Here is a 20229-nt window from a genome sequence, read left to right as displayed (position 1 = left end):
GATATAGGAGCAATGTCACCGAGTTTGGCGAACGGGAAGATATTTGTAGGAGATGGCTCTGGGAATGCGGCCGCTGTATTTATGGGAGGAGATGCGGCATTAGCGAATAATGGAGTATTAACTATAATACCAGGAGCGATAACAGAAGGGAAGATAGGAACAGGAGCAGTAACTGCTGATGCAATAGCATTTACTTCTGTGGATACCCCTCATTTAGCGGCAAATGCGGTAACAAGTTTTAAGCTGGCAGATGGAGCAGTAACAACTGCGAAAATAGTAGCAGGAGCAGTAGGAACAGCGCAGATAACAAACGAAGTGAGCATCAATACAACGGGAACGATAGAGGCAAAAAGACTACAAATAAATAATGGGGCTCTTTTGTCTTTTGGGAGTACAGATGATATTGCTGAAGAGACCTTAAGTGCACCTTCTAATCTTGCTAATATTTTTGCGTATGTTCCTTCAAAGGCTGCATTGGTAGTAGGAAGTTCAACAGGAGATGAATGGTTATTGAGCGGTATCGGGACAAACTCCTTTGCATTTGGATCAAGTGTTGCATCTTATGGTAGCCATGCTTTCGGTTTTGGAGGAAGTGTTATTGCTGGGGGGGCCTATTCTATTGCAATGGGAAATACAGCTCAAGCTACTGGATCTAGTGCTGTGGCTTTGGGTGATACAATTTTTGCAAGTGGAAATTATTCTATAGCATTAGGTTCTTCTTCAGTGGCTGGAAATAATAATTCAACAGTAATTGGTACTTATCTATCGACGGGAGCTATTAAAACTATGGTATTGGGGTATGGTGTTGATGCGGATCATTTGTTGACCAATAGTAAGGCAAATTCAATGATGGTTGGCTTTGGAGGCACGCTTCCCATACTATATGTAAGCGGTGAGTCGGTCAATGGCGTTGTTGGAATTGGAACTACAGAGCCTACTGTAAGATTGGATGTAAATGGAAATGGAAGGTTTAGAGCTGTAGGTAGTGGAACATATGGTAGCGACTTAAACATAATGGCTGATGGAACATTGACGACTGCAACTTCTGATCTTAGAAAGAAAACTAATTTAAAACCTCTGGAAAATAGCCTGGATAAAGTTTTAAAACTTCAAGGATATTCTTTTAACTGGAAGGAGTCTCCGAATGATCCCAAAGATATAGGTCTTATTGCTCAGGATGTGGAGAAAATAATTCCTGAAGTTGTTTTTACGAACAGGACAGACGGTTATATGGGAATAAATTATTCCAAACTTCCTGCCGTTTTAATCGAAGCTATAAAAGAACAACAAAATAAAATTGAAAATCAGAATAAGGAAATCGAAACATTAAAGAATGAGCTTTTAAAATTAAAAGAAGATATTTCCGCCATAAAAAAGCCATGATAGACTAAGAGTTTTATTAAAAATAAATTTATGAAAAAAATATATATTATATTATTTATATCATTATGTTTCTTTTTTGCATCCCTTTCTTTTGCTGATTTTGTTTCCAATGGTCAGTTTTCTCTTGATGGAGGATTATCTTCTTCAGGGGGGATGGTTACTTCTGATCGATATCAACTAAAGTTTACCCAGGAACGTTTTAATGTTGGAGCTTTGTCAGGGCAAGGATATTCTATGCAGCCCGAATTTTTAGGAGTAATATGGGATTCTTCGGTTTCCCAGTTTATAAAAAGTATTGAACCTAATAGCGGCTATAATATAGCTCCAATACACGTAACCATAAAAGGAGAGATCTTTTCAGGAGATCCCCAAGTTAAACTTTTTAAATCTACTGAAAAAGATATTCAGGGAGAAAATATTGTTGTTAATTATTCAAGCGAGGTTGAATGTGATTTTAATATAGCAGGAGCCGTGTCCGGTTTTTGGGACATTTTTGTTAGTGATGAGGTTACTTCAGGCTCTCTTTCTAATGCTTTTGAGGTGAAAAGTTATTCTTACGGAAGCTCTACGATAATAAATTCTCCAAATCCTTTTGATCCTGCCAGAGAAACTACAAATATAATGTATAAACTTGATAAAGATATAAATGTAACTGTTGTCATTTTTAGTAGTACAGGAGACGCGCTTTGGAAAAGAAACTATTCTTCGGGAGTAAACGGCGGAAGATCTGGCGACAATAATATTGTTTGGGACGGAATTACCGCCTTTGGAGAACTTGCTTCTAACGGTGTTTTTCTTGTTCATGTAATAGATTTATCAGCAAATAAAACTCTTGCAAGAGGGAAGATAGCAGTTATAAGAAGGTAGGGGACTTAGAAATTAGAAAATTGAAATTAGATATTAGATGTTGGGGATTGGCATTATTTATGCTGATTTTTGGGTTGTCTTTTTTAACCCAAGTTTCTTTTGCGGAAGATATTGGATTTACTGAAGACCCTCTTAAAATAAGCATTGGGGGAAGGGCTATGGGGATGGGGGGAGTATATGTGGGGGTTGCTGATGGAACAAACAATGTTTTTAATAATTCCGCAGGGATGGCAACTCAAGGCTTAAATATATCATCAATGAGTACTTCTTTGCTTGGAGATGTTAATTATCTTTTGGGCGCGATTAATTTCCCTGTAAAGTTAAAACGGCTTGAGGGAGCTGTTGGTTTTGGCATTGCAAGTTCGAGTATTAGCCAAATTATTACACCGACACAGTCAGGGTTTAATTATTTTGATTATAGAAATAACGTTTGGGCTTTATCATATGGGAGTAAGTTGAGTCTCTTTCCCTTTCCGTTTTATACGGGATTAAGACTGAAATATTTTGATCAGGGATTTTCAGGATCTCAAAATTATGCTGGATCAGGATTTGACTTGGACTTGAGTTTTCTTGTTTTGCTAACAAAGATCAAAACTAATTTTGGACTGATTTTTCAGGATTTTTTACCATCTAGTTTTGGAGGGAATGTTTATTGGCCAAATGGTGATACTCAGGGGATTCCCATGATAGTAAGAATGGGACTTGCTTCTAATTATTTTTGGAATAATTTTCTTTTAGGGTTTGATTATGAAATGAATGTTCAACGGAATTATCCCGCAAAAATGCACTTTGGGGGAGAATGGAGCGCGTTTCCTTTTTTGCGAATAAGAGGAGGTCTTGACCAGACAAATAATGCCGGGGAGGTAATTGGCAATCCGACACTTGGAATTGGAATAAATGTCAGTAAATTTATTTTTGATTACGCTTATCACCCTTATTTTCAAAGCGGAGATGACACTACTCATTATTTTTCGTTTTCTTACAGCCAGGATGAAGTTGATAATACACACAAAAAATATATAGAAATATTATCCCCTAAAAATTATTTAACTACTGATGAAGGAGTGGTTTTTTTAGAAGTTAGGCATTTTGGAAGCAATGTTGCAAAATTAGTTGTTCAATCGGAAGAAGTTAAAGTCCCGCCTTACAAGATTTATTCTGTTAACGTCGTTTTAAAAACAGGTAAAAATGAAATTTTTATTACTGCTTATGATAAAGAAGAAAATATTCTTGAACAAAAAAGCGTAAATATTTTAAGAAAAATTTCCCTGAAAGACATAGACCCCGCCTATTTTGCAAAGGAATCGATAGAAACTCTTGCGACATTGGGGGCATTAAGCTGTTATTTTGATCAACAGTTTGACCCGTTTGATCCGATAACTCGTCTTGATCTTGCGAAGATTTTTGCCCTTCTTTCGGAAGATAATACTTCTTCCATAGAGTCTCTCTCTTATAGTCAGGATTTTAATAATAATGATCCTGAAACTTTAAAATATGTAAATGAAGCAACAAAGCAGGGATGGCTTACTTTTTATAAAGATAACTCTTTTGAGCCCGAAAGCATTGTGACTAGAGGAGATGGGGTTGCCGCCATTGTTAAATTTGCAAAACTTTCTCTTAGCCCTTCTCCTGATTATATTTTTCAGGATGTTCCTACATCTTCTTGGTTGGCTTCCTATGTGTATGCTGCAAAAAAAGAAGGCTTTTTAGATTGTTTCCCTAGAGGGGATTTTCATCCAAAAGAGCCTTTTACGAAAGGAGAAGCTCTTTTTATGCTTTCTAAAGTTTCCTTCATAAAGGACAGAATAAAAGATTTTACGTGGTTTAATCCTTAATTAAGATATCTTCTTCAGCTAAAACATTTCCATTTACATCTTTGACTAATACTTTCCATTTGCCTGTTTGTTTTTCTCCCGTTCCTATATAGCTCCAAATGTTTCCCGATTGTTTGATTAATGTAAGTTTTATGTCAGCATGTACCTCTTTGTTTGGGTTTATCCAAACATGCCTTATTGTTGTTGGAACTACAGGAGAATTTATTTTTGTATAACAGTAAAGCATTCCGTCTTTTGTTTTTGATACAGAAGAAATGTTGTCTGTTGGCATATGATAGTTGTTTATTTTGTTAGTAAAAGAGATTTCTTTAACTTTTATTTCATCTTTTATTTTTTGCATATGATTTTGTTGTGGAGCAATTATATTTGTTTCTTCTTTTTTCTTTTCTTGTGTTTGTGCCAGTTCTTTTGTCTTGTCTATTGTTGTTGTGGACTTTGTTTGGGATTGTTTTTTTTTTGTGTCGGAATTTATTGAAAAGGCAAGAAGTAAGACTATTATTACTGTTGCAAATAGTACAAAATAGGGCCATTTTGGTTCAGGCCTCTTGGTATATCCCACAAAATCAGACATTTCTTCTTTATTATAGCAAAAATTCCGGTTTTCTGGTAACCTTTAAGTTAATGCTGCAAATAAAAAACCTCTCAACTTGTTTTTATAAAGAAAATTCTGTTATCAAAGCTGTAGATGATATTTCTTTTTGTGTTAAGAAGGGAGAAACACTTGGTCTTTTAGGTGAGTCTGGATCAGGGAAATCGACTGTTGGCCTTTCTATTTTGCGGCTTATTTCAAATCCGGGCAAGATAGTTTCAGGTGGTGTTGAGCTTGATGGGCGAGACATTTTAAAATTGTCAGAAAAAGAGATGATAGACATTCGCGGAGCTAAAATATCTATGATATTTCAAAATCCGTTTTCTTCGCTTAATCCTGTATTTACAATAGGAGAACAAATAGCTGAAACAATCTCTCTTCATCAGGGATTATCCAAGAATGATTCATGGGAAAAGTCAAAAGAAATTATTGAAATGGTTCAAATTGATCCTAAAAGGATAAAAAATTATCCTCATCAGTTTTCGGGAGGGATGCGCCAGAGAGTTATGATTGCAATAGCTCTTTCCTGTCAGCCGGAGTTTTTAGTAGCGGATGAACCGACTACAGCTCTTGATGTTACAATCCAATCGGAAATCCTAAAGCTTATAAAAGGACTTAAGCAAAAACTCGGGTTTGGTATGATCTTTATAACGCATAATTTTAAAATAGCTCGAAAAATATGTGATCGGTTTGTTGTAATGCGAAAAGGGAAAATTGTTGAAGAGGGACAGAATATTTTTGATGAACCGAAAGATACCTATACCAAAAGGCTTGTTGAGTGCATGAATTTACTTTATGCTTGAAATAAAAAATATTAGTAAGAATTTTGGGGATTTAGAAGTTTTAAAAGGGATCTCTTTTGGAATGAAAAGAAGAGAGAGTTTGGGGTTGCTCGGAGAATCTGGGGCGGGAAAGTCTACTTTAGCAAGAATTATTTTGGGGCTCATTGCCAAAGATTCCGGCGATATTTTTTATAATGGTAAATCAGTTGATTATTCTTGTCGTGATATAAAAAAAGAATTCCAGATGGTTTTTCAGGATCCTTATACATCACTTAACCCTAAAATTAAAGTTGGAGAAGCGATAGGAGAACCTGTTTTTATTCATAAAGTTTTATCTGGGCCGGAGATTAAACAAAGAGCGCTAGAACTTCTATCTTTAGTTGGGCTCCCCAAAGATTTTTATGATCGATATCCGCATGAATTATCGGGAGGGGAGCGGCAGAGAGTAGGTATCGCGCGCGCATTATCAGTGAATCCAAAGCTTTTAGTTTTGGATGAGCCTGTCTCTTCTTTAGACCTAAGCATCCAAGTACAAGTTTTAGATTTGCTTAAGAGATTGAAAGATAAATTGGGCTTAACATATCTTTTTATAGCTCATGATTTAGCGGTTATAAAATATATTTGTGAGAGGGTAATAGTTATGAAAAAAGGTAAAATAGTTGAAGAAGGGGATGTTGCAACTGTTTTAGCAAGTCCGAATGATTCTTATACCAAAAAACTGGTTCAATCTAGCCTGGGCTGATTTTTATTGTAATGTCGTAAAAGGTTAAAGATTTAAATTGAATTTAAATTAAAGATTGCCTGAAATTTTTTTATTTTTATTATGAGAATGGATAAGCTAAGAAAATAAGGCTTGTGAGTTTTAAAAAAAATAAGGGAGTTGATTATATTGAGAAACATAGCAGAAATTCCGCGAAAAAATAATAGAAACACAGTTACATCTGTAGGTCTCCCTTCTTATCAGAAGATTTTTGATAGAATCAGTGAGGGAAAATCTTGTTCATCTTATCATTCATTTAATGGAGGCCTTGAATATGGGGTTGTTCAGATTGAGATTGGCGGGAAAATAGGTGGTTTTATATCATCTTTTAGAAGAGACCCAGTTGGAATAAGAAGAAAATATGAATTAGGGAATGTTCCTCTTCCTGAACTGGTTTTTGGTCTTTCCAATTGCTTCAAGAGATATAAGCCTGGTAATTATTATATTCCAATAAATATTCTTACCGCTTCTATTGCTGTCGGGTTTTCAGATATAATGCAGCAATCTGTCATAAGTGAAGATGATGCTGTTAAACTTGCTTCTTTTGTTTTTGGTCTTGCGCAAGCAGAAAAGAAAGCAATTGCTTTTGGCAGTCCGAGGGCAGGAGAAATCTTTAATAGTGAAGAACAGGCTTTTTACCTGCTAGCCAACCTTAGAGTTAATTCTGATTTTGATAAGGGCAAAGTAGCCGGCTATATAATTGCAAGAATATATTCTCATCTTACCGCGGCAGAAGTTAATTGTTTGGGCCGACAAGAAGATTGGTTTACTGGCTCTGTAGCAAATCACGATTTATTACTGTATGATTTAATGTCTAGCAGCGGTAGGGTTGCATTGCGCCATTTTAATGAAACACAGATTTTTAGAGAGGCTGACGCGGGTATAGTTGCTAACAATGTTTGTAGTCAGGCAGATTTTATGGCAGGAGTTATTTCTTCTCTGATTCGTGTTTTCCCTGCCCCCCTGAGAATAAATACGGAGGCTGAAAAAATTATCTTTTTTGGGGTTCCGCTAGCTCTTTCGTTTTTGTTTAGTAGCAGAGAATTTAAGAGTGAGCAATTAAAAGAAAGAGAAATAAAATATTTTATATCAGAATTTGCAAATAATTTTCCTTCTGTTGATGCTACTGTTTTAACGGCTGCTTTTAATGCAGGGGTATTGCAACCCATATTGACTTGCAACCAGAAAAGAGAAGCCCCGAATGACCAAAAAAGGATTCCAGTATATTTTTTTCATAACGGTTCAAGCTGGTTTGACAAGAATCCGTAAGTCTTAGGATGGAAACTATTGCTTTGACTCTGAATAGTCATGGAATGTTAGATATACATATCTACGGAGGTTGTGTAAGTGACGGGGGATGAAACTCAAGGCTTATGAGAAAATATTTGGCATCGTTTTTAACCAATTAATTTTTTCATCAACTAATTCTATTGCTTCTTCTGGTACAGTTATATAATTATGATTTCTCGTCATGAGACCTAACGTTGTTACCGTAGCTCCTTTTCTTGTAAGAAGAGTTGACAATCCCAACCCAGTTTTGGCGCTGACCAATGGATCTATTATGGCATAAACGTTTAAAACAGGGATATTTCCGATGTCGAGATCGGGCTTGTATGCTATTTCTCCAAGAATAGAAGGGAAAGAAGCCCTTAATAATTGCATAAAAACCCTTCCTGGTTCTGCCTTGTATAAATCAAAAACCCTTGCAATATCTGTGAATTGTTTGATGTTTATCCCCGCAAAGAAACTCCATCTTGCGACAAAATTTGGAATTTTAAATGTTTTGCCCAAACTTGCTAAATATGATGGAAGTCCCGCAGCGACAGACAAAACCATCGCTATTGTATGTCTTATACGGGCAAAAGATGTCCCCGCCCCGCTTGATATTATTAGCCCAGCTATCTTTTTATAAGTTTCAGATTCGTTTTCGTCTTCTTTTAGGCTTGTTATTGCGGATAAAACGATTTGTCCTCCCATGCTATGTCCGTTAACAATTAGTTTTTTTTCTGGATTTTGACTTGCTATTTCAATAAGAGCTCTCTTTACATATTCGGCATAATCTTCTATTGTAAGTTGTGAGAAAAAATTTAAAGAAGATATATTTTCATCTCCAAAGTGCCCTGGCAATGTTAGGCAGATTGTCTCTATTCCTTTTTCAGCTGTTAGGGCTGCATATGGAGCAAAGAAAGGAGCTGATTGTCCCATACCGTTTACAGTAACTTCAATAAGATTGCTTGTTTCCCTTGTAGGCAAGTAACGTACCCCTTTTATGTTGTTAAATCTTTGATATACCCTATTAACTCCTCTTGGTAATTTTATGCCATTTAAAAAGCTTTCTAATGTTATTCTGTTGTTTCTTCTCAGTGTTGATTTCGATATGAGATTCATTTTTTATTCTCCTTTATTGTTCTTTACGACAAGTGGAACATAGACCCTTAAGGCACTATCTAAGACTTAGCCCCGATTAAGCATAATCGGGGTTAAGTCTTTTTAGCCAGTCTAGAATATAAAGAGCTGTTTCTCTTGTATGTGTGAGCATGCTGTCGTGTGGTGCGTTTGAAATAGTTGTATTTGTAACTTGTGATCCTAATTTTTGAAGGAGATTACTGATTTCTTTTCCTGATTTTTGGTGGACTAAACGATCTCTTCCGGCCACCATGTTGAGAACGGGAAGAGCGTGAGTATTTACATCAAAATTAAAAGCTATAAAAGGCATTAATTTAAAAAGGGTAACTGATCTTAAAAGTTCAAGTCCTGTACTAAAAGATTCTTTTTGATAACTTTCACAAAAACTGTCAAAATCTTCTTTAGTGAAATCATCATAAAAGCTTTTGTTAAAGAAAGCAGAAAAAGCCCCTTTTTTAGAATATCCGAAAGGGTGATGTGTAACAAGTTTACCAATATTTGTTCCAAAACACCTTACAACAGGGGGTGTAAGTCTCAACGGAGCTTCACTATTTAAGGTTGCGCTTAATAATATTATCCCAGTTAGATTGTCAGGGACAGCTTCTTGTAGTTGTGTTATCCCTCTTAAAGAGGTACACCCTCCCATGCTGTGGCCAAAGGCAAAAAGAGCTTTATTTTTATATAAATTCGCAACCTCAATTAATTTTTGACCGTTATTTAAAGAGTAATCTTCGATCCCAAACCTTGTAAATTCTTTTCTGGTTAAACTTTTTGATCCATGATGACCCGGTAAAGAATGGCATACGCAGGTTATCCCTGATTCAGACAAAATCATTGCTAATTTATGAAAATGGACAGGAGAGTGCCCCATGCCGTGAGTGATAAGAAGGACTATATTCTTATCATTATCAGGCAGCGGAGTGTAGAATAAGGCTAAAGATTGGTCAGTACTTAATGGCTTTTCTTGTATGCTTATCCCTTGGTTGGTAACGACCCTTGATTCTTGCTGGTCTAATGCAACAAAAGAGTTTCTTATATCTGTATGAGATATTATAAACGAAAGTGGCGAGCTTGTATTTTTTGGGAAAACATTAAAATTCCCTCGAAAAGCTCGCATCTCTTTATAAAACCTGATTACTCGACTAGTATATTTGGATGTTATTTCCCTATGCATAAATATTATCCCTCATTGTTTACCAGCTGTTTTTTTGAAAACATCTAAGGCCTTTACGGTAAACAATGCGGCTTCTTCAGGATTTGTTATTGCATATTCGTGATTGCCTCTTACTGTTTTGAGAAAGCAATCTTTATTTCTGTTGTTACGAAAAGTTACTATGTCCCCTCCGGTTCCTGTTAGTGATACAAGATCTTGGTCTGATTCAAATATGTATAAAGGGATGTCATAAAAACCTTCAGATTTTTTATATTGCAGGACTGCGCGAATACAGCCTGCTACAACTTTTAACGGTTCAGGTTGCAGCGTAAATCCTTCGGGTTGTGAAGCCCCATTAAAAAACATCTTAGAAATTTGTCTGTCTGTTGCGATTACTTCTCCTGATGGCAACTTTGGAATTTGAGAAATAAAGAAACCCATCATTGGCCCTCCGACTCTAAGCCTTGGGCCTGCCGGCGCCTGAAGTATTACGCCTGTTATTTTGTCAAAAGATGTTGTGTCTGTGGAATGAAGATGTTTAATGGCTTCCTTAAGGACTAAACTTCCCATACTGTGTGCGACTATTAACCAATGACGTGTCGGATCTGATTCCATCACTATTCTTATATTTTGTGCTGATACTGTTACATAATCAGTGAAAGAAAGGGATTTGAAGGCTTTTGCTGAAACCTGCGGGGCTCCTTTGTGCCCAGGATAAGGAACTGCAACTACTTTTGTCCCATTAATTGCAATAGAGGTAAGATATTCGTCATAATTTTCTACATTATGCCAAGCTCCTCCCAGAAAAATTATGCCGTAATCAGGATATCTATCTTCTTTGGGAGAATAAGTTGTTATTGTATAGCCGGCAGAATTATTGCTTGATTCCACATCTTTATCTTTGGTTGATTTAATTTCTTTTTTCTCTGTGGGCGTAGACGTAGAAAAAACTCTATTTGTAGTTACAACCGATAAATTGCTCATGTTTTATTGTCGTAAACTTTTTTCTTTGATTTCATTTTTTATTATTAGAGCTGGTTTTTTGGTTTCGACTCGCAACTCATTTCCCAGTCTTACAACATATTAATGGGTTCTACGTCTACATTTATGCGTATATCCAGAGGGATAATTATTTTTTTTATGGAATCTTTTACTACTTCTTGTAAAACTGTGATATCTTTTCCTTTTAAAAGTATTTGCCATCTAAAGTCCCCTCGAATTTTTTCTATTGTAGCTTTTGTAGGTCCAAGGACTTTTACGGTTTGACAATCAAAGATTTCGTCAGATTTTACCGTGAATAATCGGGGTGAAGATACAATTTTATTTTCCAAATTTTCTTTTAAATCTTCAGAGGTTTTTATAACTTTATTTTCTTCTTTTCCTTGAATAATAATATTTATTAAACTTGTATATGGAGGATAGGATAGAGATTCTCTTTGTTTGATTTCTTCTTCATAAAAACTTTTGTAATTATTGGCCGCTGCGTATTTTATGGCATAATGGTCTGGATTTAATGTTTGAATAATAACTTTTCCCTGTAAATTGTGTCTTCCCGTGCGCCCCGCAATTTGCATAAGTTGTTGAAATGTCTTTTCTGAAGCTCTAAAATCTGGCAAATACAACATAGAATCGGCTGAAACTACTCCTACAAGAGTTACAGAGGCCAAATCAAGCCCTTTTGTGACCATCTGTGTTCCAACTAAAACATTGGCGTTCCCATGTGTAAATGCTGCAAAAAGTTTTTCATGAGATCCTTTTTTTGATACAGAGTCCTTATCGATCCTTATTATACGGGAATCATGAAAAACTTCACCGACCTCTTCTTCTATTCTTTGAGTTCCGATTCCTAAAAAAACAAGAGAGGAATTCTGGCATTTTGGACATATAATGTTTATGTTTGTTGTGAAGTTGCAATGGCTGCAAACTAATTTATTCTCTTTAAAGTGATATATAAGAGATGTGGCACAATTTGGGCATTGAATTGTATACCCGCATTCCCTACATGTTTGAAAAGTAAAAAATCCTCTCCTGTTTATAAAAAGAATTACTTTTTCTCCTTTTTCCAAGGTCTTTTTTATTGCTTCTCTTAGCTTTAAAGATAATAATTTAGATCCGAAATTTTGCGCCTTTGCATTTTTCATGTCTATAATTTCCATTGAAGGGAGAGGCTTTTTATTTATTCTTTCAGGCATTTCTATAAGTTTTATTTGTCCTTTTTGAGTTTTGTAAAAAGTTTCAATGGAGGGGGTTGCTGATCCCAAAATTGTAACAATCCCAAAATTTTGGGACATATATGCAGCTATACGTCGGGCATCATATTTTGGGTGTTGTTCTTGTTTATATGTTGATTCTTGTTCTTCATCCAGTATCAGCACTTTTAAGCTTTTTAGCGGGGCAAATATCGCGACGCGGGTTCCTACTACTATTTTTGATTTTCCCGTAGCGATCTTTTCCCATTCTTCAAAATATTCCTTGTCTTTTAGCCCGCTATGGAGGAGCGCTACCATAGGTCCGAAACTTTCTTTGAATTTTTTTACTATTTGGGATATTAAACCAATTTCAGGAACTAATATAATTGCTTCTTTATTTCGTGCAATTGCTTCTTCAACAACTTTTAAATAAACTTCTGTTTTGCCTGAACCCGCGATTCCATGAAGAAGAATCTGATCTCCCTCTGGGCTATCTAGTGATGAAAGAATTTGGTCTAAGGCTTTCTGCTGGTGGAGGGTGAGGTTGATTGTTGGGATGCCTTGACCTATTAGGATATCTTGCCCAGTTGGGGCGGTTCGCGAACCGCCCCAACTGGGAGAACCGCCCCAACTGGAAGAAAACCGCTTCTGCCCCTCTCTTTTCTTTATTGTAGGGGGAAGAAAAGCTTTTAAGGCTGAAAGGAAAAAGCATTGATAATATTCTGATATCCATTTTGCAAGGGCAAGCCCGTGCTTTGTAAAGACCGGATATTTTGAGATTATTTGTATTATCGGCTTTGTCTTTTCAACTTCACTTGTTTGTGAAAATCCGATGACGTACCCAACCCTTTTACTGCTGCCAAAGGGAACTAAAACCTGATGGCCAATCGATAATATTGTTTTTAACTCTTCGGGAATTTCGTAATGGTATATTTTATTAAGTTTAGGAGGCGCTTTTGCGAGAACAATTTCTGCAAACATATAATGAATTGTATCATTTTAGTGAAACTTTGCGGGGGGCAAAATATTAAAGAGTGATATAATTGTTTTGTAATGACAGCTTTAAATACTTTTGCTACGGAAGAAGAGCTTGCACGAGGCTTAAATAATGAACAGATAGAAGCAGTGAAACATTCTAAGGGACCGCTTTTAATAATAGCGGGAGCCGGGACAGGAAAAACAACGGTCATAACACGCAAAATAGCCTATCTTATATCTTCAAAATTAGCGAAGCCAAGTGAAATTTTAGCGCTTACTTTTACCGATAAGGCTGCCAATGAAATGGAAGAGCGAGTTGACAAGTTGGTTCCATATGGGTATGTTGACGTTCAAATTTCCACATTTCATGCTTTTGGAGATAGAATTCTTCGTGATTATGCCATTAATTTAAAACTTAGGCCGGATTACAGAGTTTTATCCTATGAAGAGCAGATGGTTTTATTCCGCGAACATTGGCATGAATTTCCTTTGAATCATTACAGCTCTCTTAGCGATCCTGTAAGACATATAGAGGCGTTGATGGGTGTAATTTCCAGGGCCCAGGATGAAGACATCTCTTCTGAAGAGTATTTGCAATGGGCGGAGATAAATTTGAAGAGACAGGAGACAACAGATAACGGGCTACAAACTCGACTACCGGAGGCAGAAGGTGATTTGAAAGAGGCGGAAAAACAACTAGAAGTTGCTTTGGTTTATAAAAAGTATCAGGAAATTAAGGCGAAAAAAGGATTTATAGATTTTGGAGATCAGGTTTGTTTGGTTTTAAAACTTTTTCGTGAACATCCCGTTATCAGAAAAAAATTCCAAAAGGAATTTAAATATATTTTAGTTGACGAATTTCAGGATACAAATTATTCTCAATTTGAATTATTAAAACTTCTTGCCTGCAAAAATCAGAATATAACTGTTGTTGGAGACGATGATCAAAGTATTTATAAGTTCCGTGGAGCTGCTGTTTCTAATATTTTAAATTTTACTAAAACATATAAAAAAGCCAGACAAATTGTTTTAAAAAGAAACTACAGGTCAACCCAGCTGATTTTGGATTCATCATACAGACTGATTCAACATAATAATCCGGAACGGCTGGAAGTAAAAAATAAAGTTGATAAAAAGCTGATTGCAGAAAATGATAAATGTGTTTATAAGCCGGAATATAAAAGCTTTGATAAGATTTCTTCAGAGGCCGACTTTGTGGCAAAGACAATTAAAGAAAAATGGGAAGGGGGAGCATATAGACTAAAAGATTTTGCCGTTCTTATAAGGTCAAGGGCTAACGCTGAGCCATTCCTTGGAGCATTAAACCTTTTAAATGTCCCTTATGTTTTTTCAGGAGGGGGAGGCCTTTATGTTTTTCCAGAGATAAAACTGGTTATCTCTTTTTTAAGGGTTATAGGAGATTTGGCTGATAGTGTTTCACTGTATGAGTTGTCTATCTCTTCCATTTATAAATTAGATGCGCATGATATGCAAAAAATTAATACTTTTGCCAGACGGCGGAATTTTACCCTTCATTATGTTTATTCTCATATGGATGAAACGCAGGTGGAAGGTTCCTCTTTTTTCGTGCTAAACGACTTGAAGTCTGAATCGATTGATACGATAAAAAAAATAATGGTTGATGTTGAATTTTATCTTGATTTTGCAAAGACTCATACTACGGGAGAGGTTCTTTATAAGTTTTTAAAGAGATCGGGATATTTAAAAGAGTTAACGGCTTACGAGTCTCTTGAAAGTGAAAACAAGGTTAAAAACTTGGCAACATTTTTTGATAAAGTAAGAGCCTTTAAAGAAATAGCGGAGATAGACAGAGTTTCTGAGTTTGTAAGATATTTGAATGTCTTGAAGGAGGCTGGGGAAAATCCGGAAGTCGCTACTGTTGATACGGAGGTTGATGCTGTTAATATTTTAACCGTTCACAGGTCCAAAGGCCTTGAATTCCCTGTTGTCTTTTTAGTCTCTTTGGTTGTGGACAGATTTCCCGTAAGGGACAGAAAAGATCCGATTGAATTGCCATGTGAATTGATAAAAGAGAATGTCCCTTCAAAAGAGGCTCATGTTCAGGAAGAGAGGCGCCTTTTTTATGTTGCGATGACAAGAGCCAAAACAGAGCTTTTTCTTACTTCTTCACTTGATTGCGGAGGCAAAAGAGAGAGAAAAGTTTCTCCGTTTGTTCTGGAGGCTCTTGATCTACCTAAGGCAGACCTTAAAACGTTTAAAAAGAGCGCTATCGAGCAGATCGAGCTTTTTGCCCCGCAGGAGATAAAATGTCCGCCATTTAAACAGATCAAGCCGGATGAGATTTTACATCTCTCTTTTTATCTTATAGATGATTATTTGACATGTCCTTTAAAGTACAAGTATGTTCATATCTTAAATGTTCCTCTTCTTCCAAGCCATACAATTATGTATGGATCGGCTTTGCATAAAGCTGTGCAATCATATTTTTCTGCCAGGATAAAAAATATAAAATTTGTGGAAAAAGATTTGATAGATGCCTTTAAAAATAACTGGAGTTCTGAAGGTTTTATATCAAGAGAGCATGAAGAAAGAAGATTTGAGGTCGGGATTAAATCTTTGAAAAAGTTTTATAAAGAGGCGGAAAAATCAACTCTTACCCCTAAGTTTGTTGAAAAAGAATTTAAATTTAAACGAGGAAATGTTCAAATAGCAGGAAGGTTTGATCTGGTTTTGACGGATAACAGACAACAGACGACAGACGACAGGCTCATAATTGTTGATTTTAAATCTACGGAAGTTAAGGATCAGGAGAGCGCTGATAAAAAGGCGAAAAACAGTATGCAACTTGCGATCTACTCTATGGCATGGCAGGAGATGTTTGGGAAAATACCGGATCTTTTGCAGCTTCATTTTTTAGATAGCGGGCACGTAGGTTCAACAAAAAAAGAGCTAAAAGAATTAGATAAAATTTGGGATAAAATTAAAAAAGTTGAAGATGGCATCCGCTCTTCTTCTTTTCACGCAACTCCGGGCGCTATTCAATGCGGTTATTGCCCTTATAGTGAAATCTGCAATTTCGCTTGTCGGTAAATTGGGTATTAGTGAGTCTTTTGTAAATATAAGAGGAAAGTGGTAGACGGATGTTGAAGACCAGTTAGTAGCCAAAGGGGTTTAAGCTTACTATTTAATGAAATTTATCTCCTGATTTTTCGAAGATATATAAGTGGAGTGCGAAAAGAGGAGATAATGAAATATGGGTTTAAGTGTTGCAACCGTTCCAAGAAGAACAACTCTTTCAGCTGTAATCCTTGCTGATCAACCTCCGGTTGTGCATCGGCCAGTCAACTTTAATCAGCCTGGAGACCTTATAAAAATTGATGAAAGCGGCTTGAGAAGTTTCGGTAGAGAATTTGTAAAAAATGAGGCCTTGGGGGGATTAACTGGAGCTTTAGTTACAGCTGTTGCAAAGTTTCTTTTGGATTATATTTATTCAGGCGCTTGTCCTCCCGAAATTCAGGCCCCTGTTTTAGCTTTGGCTCAACCGTTGGCAGAAAAACCGGTTTTAACAGCTCGCAGTATAATACAAGAATATAGAAACTCGCCACCGCAAGTAGGAGGACGGACACTTTCAGAGCATCTTGCGACTATAAAGAGAGGGATAGATTGGGATACCTTGATTGCGGATATCGTATGGCATGATTCTTCTCAAGCTGCTTATATGGGAGGGGCTACTTATTTCTATCCTCCCACAACCCCTTTTGAGGCGTCTCTTTATCAAGCAGCCGCTTTTTCTCTCGCCCTTGTTACAGCTATAGGGCTTCAAGTTAAAACCGTAGATTTAAAATATAAACTATTTGCCAGAAAATTACATAATCTTGGGTTTAAATCTCTATCTTATTTTGAATCAAGATATTTGATTGATCCTCGAAGCGGTCAATATAATCCAGAAGTTGTTTTAAATCAAATTGCTTCGGAATTTTCGCTCCCTTTTCAACTTCCTCTTTATTACCATGATTGTTATGTTCAAAGCATTGCTCTTAATAGATTTAATGAATGGGCTCCTCATTTTAGATTTAGAGAGAGGACATCGGATAATGGTGACGGGATCAGAAGAAGTACACAAGTTAATTTTACAAGAGCTTTTGAAGTAAGGAGAAAAGAGAATGTTCCGTATCGATGTTTTGGTGTTGCTAAACGCAAATTCTATCGTGATTGTGAGGAAAATAAAATGTATTTGAACGCGGGGCAAATTCCTGATCCAAGATTGAGAAGGGCGATTAAAAAGATTGAAGGTAAAGGAGATTATTGTGATCTAAGATTTTGGCGTTTTAGAGCTCAGAATCCTAACGGTTTACTTGTTACAGTTGACATTCCTTCCAGGTCAGAAACGGTGCCAGATTTAAAAAATATTACTATTCCATATTGGATTGAAGTGAAGGTTTGGGATCTTCCATTATTATTAGGCGCTAATGATTATATATTGAGAGAATTTCCTGTATATCCTACAACGAAAACAAAGTTTGAACTTTTTAATACACTTGCAACTTGATTAAAAATGGCAATGTCACAAAAATTTTGTATTTTGTCAACTCGCCTCAATCTTTTACAACTCTATCCAAATGGGTGATGACCACGCCCTTTCATTTGTTATGACCCATGTTCCGTTTGTAGCATCCCATCTCCTTGTGGGTGACTGATAAGCGGTCACTCTAAAATAGGTTGGCTCATTAACTGTAAATTGTATATTTCCTCTATCTCCTTCTATCACGGTGTTTCTATCCACTCCACTTTTTGTAGCTTTTGTAATTACTATTTTCTCTATTTTTGAGTTATTTTCTTTTCCGGGACCTGCTTTAATGGTAAGTTCAACAATCCCTTTTTTATCCAGTTTGATTGTTTCTCCCATTACATATTCTTTTTCTTCTCCCTTTATTTTTGCAGTAAAGAAGAGATTTATCCTTGGACCTGATGTAGCATATGTTCTTTTTGCTCTCATAGCTTCAAAGATGGAGTCTCTATTTTTTTCTTTTGCAAGTACCGCGATAAGCCCTCCCGTATAATCTCCTTCTTGTGGAAGGACTGCGTCTTTTATCTCTTCAATACAGCTGCCGGGTTGTGATATATGATTATCGGTAGATCCGACGATTCCAAGTTTATAGGCCGGATTTTGAGTGTCAAACCATTTCATAAGAGCGCTTTCTACCGACCTTTCATCTCTAAAGCCCGGAACAGCATCTTCACATCCTGAATAATCTGAACTTCCATGAACGGAAAAAATTTCAACCAATGGTTGTATCCTTGGATTTGCAGGGATATAGTTCCAGTCCGTACTCATATCATATTCATCCCATGAAGCCCCAGCTTCGGGGGCCTCTCCTCTTGCCGAATGATGCGGAATGGTAATGCAATCATACCCTTTAAGATAATTCCATAAGTCATTTGGGCCATTTGTATCGGTTGCGCCAAAAGGGGAGGGAGGGACATTAGCATCTTTAAAAATTACGCATTTATGCCCTGCGCCCGGGACATCTACTAATTTCCCGCTACCATCTTTAACCGCGGCTGTTTTTGTGTATTCCCAGCCTATAAAGGTGACAATTTTTTCTCCATTTGTGGCATTAACCTGAAGTTGCGTGTCAATCCATTCATTATTACATCTTCCGTAAAGATTATTTTTAACATCAAGCTGTTCCGCATGGTCTGTTATGGCCACAAAGTCCAATCCGTTTGATATTGCATTTTGGATAGCTCCATATGGGCCAATAGGATTTATGCCAAGTATAAGTTTTTGTATGATATAGGCATCATTGGAATAGGCTGTGTGTGAGTGTATGTCTCCATAATATATATTATATATATTGCACGTTTCTGTTGCACTGGATATAAAATTTTGAGAGTTTTCTAAAGAAGCTGTGGTATCTGTTTTTCCACATCCGTAGAGTAAAAATGAAAAAGAAATTAACACTACAAATAGAAAGAACTGTATTTTATTTAACTTCATTAAAACATCTCCCTTTATCCTGACAAGGATAGGTCGTAGGGATAACCGAAAAACTTGCACTGAGAAAGAAAGATTTTGGCCGGATTATAAAAGAGGAGTTAGATAATATGGTTAGCAGCCTTGTTGGCTAAAGGATAAGGTTGCATACAATGGGCTAAGAACCTGATTCCATAGCTTTCTTTATCCCGATTATTCACCCCGATTAGGAAATCGGGGTTCATACCTGGGAAAATTTTCAACACTCTGCTAGAATTCTGTTCGTCTATAAATAATCGAGGTTTAATTATATTGTCTGCATCAGGCTTTTAAAGCGTTCAATTTTAAAATGCAGACTTCTTGGTGTAATAAAAAAATCTACTGTAGGTTTTAAAAGAAAATAGTAAGCGGGCAGTACCGCTGTTCCAAAAACGAGTGTTTTATCATTTACTAAAGGTATATCTAGCTTATTTATTATGATGCCTATTGCGGCAAAGGTTGCAAACCATGAAAAAACAAAGAGACCGCCATGTCTAAGAGGATTAGATTCCAGAAGATGATCATAAAAATAATCTCTTTCTGAAGAAGTGAACCTCAAAAAATCTGTTCCAGAGGAAGGGTCAACTGCTTTGTCAAATGACTTTTTGTACATTGTAAGATGCCTTTGCCAGCAATTATTGCGCATTTCTATATCTTCGGTTAAAAGAGACCCTCTTTTATTCCATGCTTCAGCCCTTTCTGTCCATCCATATGAATTATAAGATCTTTTTAATAAATCTTGGGCTATATATTTTGCGGGACTATTGGCCATTACCCATGCGGTGACCTTTGCTGCGCTGTTGACAGATTGTTTGATTTTTGGAGACTTTTTAATGCCCCAAGCCAGTAATTTGATTCCATGGCTTTCACTTGATATTCCCATAAAAAAATTCCTCCTTGGTCTGGTTCTATGTTAATCCCATTATTCACAGTAAAACCTAAAGTTATGGAAATTTCCCTTCACGGATTTCCCATATTTTAATATTAGGCTTGCAACAGTCTTGTTTTCATTTTTTCACTAGTCATTTTTCATTAGTCATTCTTCATTTGTCTTTCTTATACTTTAGTATCTTGAGTTTTAAAGTAGAATTTCACTCTTTTTCGTAGTATATGCGTGAAAGATGATAATCGGGTTCAAAAGTTTTCGGATAGCAACAAAATTCCTTATTTGGAACGTTTGGAAAAACCATACAATGGCTGATGTCAAGAAAGTTGTGTAAATTTGTTGGGTACCTCTCCATTGTTTAATGTATAAACTAAAGCATAAATGATTCTATTAACAGATTTGT

At 36.3% G+C, this 20229-nt stretch carries 15 protein-coding genes; 8 read left to right on the top strand and 7 right to left on the bottom strand.

The window, feature by feature from the left end:
* Nucleotides 1-12 precede the first annotated feature (12 nt).
* The 3 genes from A2290_02760 to A2290_02750 are packed head-to-tail and all read left to right on the top strand — an operon-like array spanning nucleotide 13 to nucleotide 4085.
* Nucleotides 13-1383, top strand: coding sequence for a hypothetical protein (locus A2290_02760; protein ID OGC12867.1), 1371 nt, complete (start codon nucleotides 13-15; stop codon nucleotides 1381-1383).
* Between the two features lie 30 nt (nucleotides 1384-1413).
* Entirely contained in the window at nucleotides 1414-2250 is an 837-nt protein-coding gene (locus A2290_02755; protein OGC12866.1) for a hypothetical protein, read from the top strand.
* 59 nt (nucleotides 2251-2309) lie between these two features.
* Complete coding sequence (locus tag A2290_02750) at nucleotides 2310-4085, top strand: hypothetical protein (GenBank protein OGC12865.1); 1776 nt, start codon at nucleotides 2310-2312, stop codon at nucleotides 4083-4085.
* Here A2290_02750 and A2290_02745 read toward each other — a convergent pair.
* Entirely contained in the window at nucleotides 4075-4656 is a 582-nt protein-coding gene (locus tag A2290_02745; protein OGC12864.1) for a hypothetical protein, read from the bottom strand. The genes A2290_02750 and A2290_02745 overlap by 11 nt on opposite strands.
* Nucleotides 4657-4706: 50 nt before the next feature.
* Between A2290_02745 and A2290_02740 the strand changes: the two genes are divergently transcribed.
* The 3 genes from A2290_02740 (at nucleotide 4707) to A2290_02730 (ending at nucleotide 7485) form a co-directional block, all read left to right on the top strand.
* A complete protein-coding gene (locus A2290_02740; protein ID OGC12863.1) occupies nucleotides 4707-5477 on the top strand; it encodes a hypothetical protein in 771 nt (256 codons plus the stop codon).
* A complete protein-coding gene (locus tag A2290_02735; GenBank protein ID OGC12862.1) occupies nucleotides 5470-6198 on the top strand; it encodes a hypothetical protein in 729 nt (242 codons plus the stop codon). The genes A2290_02740 and A2290_02735 overlap by 8 nt, the downstream gene beginning before the upstream one ends.
* A gap of 147 nt (nucleotides 6199-6345) precedes the next feature.
* On the top strand, nucleotides 6346-7485 hold the full coding sequence (locus A2290_02730) for a hypothetical protein (GenBank protein OGC12861.1): 1140 nt from the start codon (nucleotides 6346-6348) through the stop codon (nucleotides 7483-7485).
* A gap of 102 nt (nucleotides 7486-7587) precedes the next feature.
* On the opposite strand, the gene A2290_02725 is transcribed toward A2290_02730, so the two are convergent.
* From A2290_02725 to A2290_02710, 4 genes are all read right to left on the bottom strand, one after another.
* Nucleotides 7588-8604 carry a hypothetical protein gene (locus A2290_02725; GenBank protein OGC12860.1) on the bottom strand — a complete coding sequence of 339 codons (1017 nt, stop codon included), beginning with the start codon at nucleotides 8602-8604 and terminating at the stop codon, nucleotides 7588-7590.
* A gap of 76 nt (nucleotides 8605-8680) precedes the next feature.
* Entirely contained in the window at nucleotides 8681-9796 is a 1116-nt protein-coding gene (locus tag A2290_02720; GenBank protein ID OGC12859.1) for a hypothetical protein, read from the bottom strand.
* 12 nt (nucleotides 9797-9808) lie between these two features.
* Nucleotides 9809-10759, bottom strand: a complete 951-nt coding sequence (locus A2290_02715) for a hypothetical protein (GenBank protein OGC12858.1) — start codon at nucleotides 10757-10759, stop codon at nucleotides 9809-9811.
* A gap of 89 nt (nucleotides 10760-10848) precedes the next feature.
* Entirely contained in the window at nucleotides 10849-12945 is a 2097-nt protein-coding gene (locus A2290_02710; protein OGC12857.1) for a primosomal protein N', read from the bottom strand.
* Nucleotides 12946-13017: 72 nt separating this feature from the next.
* Between A2290_02710 and A2290_02705 the strand changes: the two genes are divergently transcribed.
* The gene (locus A2290_02705; GenBank protein OGC12856.1) at nucleotides 13018-16014 is read left to right on the top strand and encodes a hypothetical protein; all 2997 of its coding nucleotides are present in this window, start codon (nucleotides 13018-13020) and stop codon (nucleotides 16012-16014) included.
* Nucleotides 16015-16177: 163 nt separating this feature from the next.
* Nucleotides 16178-17473, top strand: coding sequence for a hypothetical protein (locus A2290_02700; protein ID OGC12855.1), 1296 nt, complete (start codon nucleotides 16178-16180; stop codon nucleotides 17471-17473).
* Nucleotides 17474-17527: 54 nt separating this feature from the next.
* Here the strand turns inward: A2290_02700 and A2290_02695 are convergent, their stop codons facing one another.
* A complete protein-coding gene (locus tag A2290_02695; GenBank protein OGC12854.1) occupies nucleotides 17528-18925 on the bottom strand; it encodes a hypothetical protein in 1398 nt (465 codons plus the stop codon).
* A 283-nt stretch (nucleotides 18926-19208) separates the two neighbouring features.
* The gene (locus A2290_02690; protein ID OGC12853.1) at nucleotides 19209-19823 is read right to left on the bottom strand and encodes a hypothetical protein; all 615 of its coding nucleotides are present in this window, start codon (nucleotides 19821-19823) and stop codon (nucleotides 19209-19211) included.
* Nucleotides 19824-20229: the final 406 nt, after the last annotated feature.

The organism is candidate division WOR-1 bacterium RIFOXYB2_FULL_36_35, from assembly GCA_001771505.1.
Taxonomy (GTDB): domain Bacteria; phylum Margulisbacteria; class WOR-1; order XYC2-FULL-46-14; family XYC2-FULL-37-10; genus XYB2-FULL-36-35.
Note: the sequence above shows the minus strand (reverse complement) of the source record. Positions and strands in the feature narration are given on the sequence as shown.